The 379-nt window shown below is 66.5% G+C and carries 1 protein-coding gene; it reads left to right on the top strand.

Features of this window, described 5'->3' with window-relative positions; translation table 11 throughout:
* Nucleotides 1-337: SDR family oxidoreductase (locus EN786_RS36330; RefSeq protein WP_135910076.1), on the top strand; the 337-nt coding region annotated here is incomplete at its 5' end.
* Between the last annotated feature and the right edge of the window lie 42 nt (nt 338-379).

Here is a 379-nt window from a genome sequence, read left to right as displayed (position 1 = left end):
CGTCAATGTCGCCTCCGTCGCCGGCAAAGAGGGCAACCCCAATGCCGCGGCCTATTCGGCCGCCAAGGCCGGCGTGCTCGCATTGACCAAATCGCTCGGCAAGGAACTCGCCGGCCACGACATCGCCGTCAACGCGCTGACCCCCTCGCCCGCCCGCACCCGCATCCTCGAACAGCTCACCGAGGCGCAGGTGACCTACATGCTCGGCAAGGTTCCGCGCGGCAGATTCGTGGAGGTGGAGGAGGCGGCGGCCATGGTCGCCTTCATGCTGTCGGACGAGAATTCCTTCACGACCGGCGCCACCTTCGATCTTTCCGGCGGACGCGCCACCTACTGAGCACGGTCTGCGAAAGCGGCCACCGTCACCTTTTCGCATCGG

This window comes from Mesorhizobium sp. M4B.F.Ca.ET.143.01.1.1, from assembly GCF_004792275.1.
GTDB lineage: Bacteria > Pseudomonadota > Alphaproteobacteria > Rhizobiales > Rhizobiaceae > Mesorhizobium > Mesorhizobium abyssinicae.
This window is presented reverse-complemented; position numbering and strand designations above follow the sequence as displayed.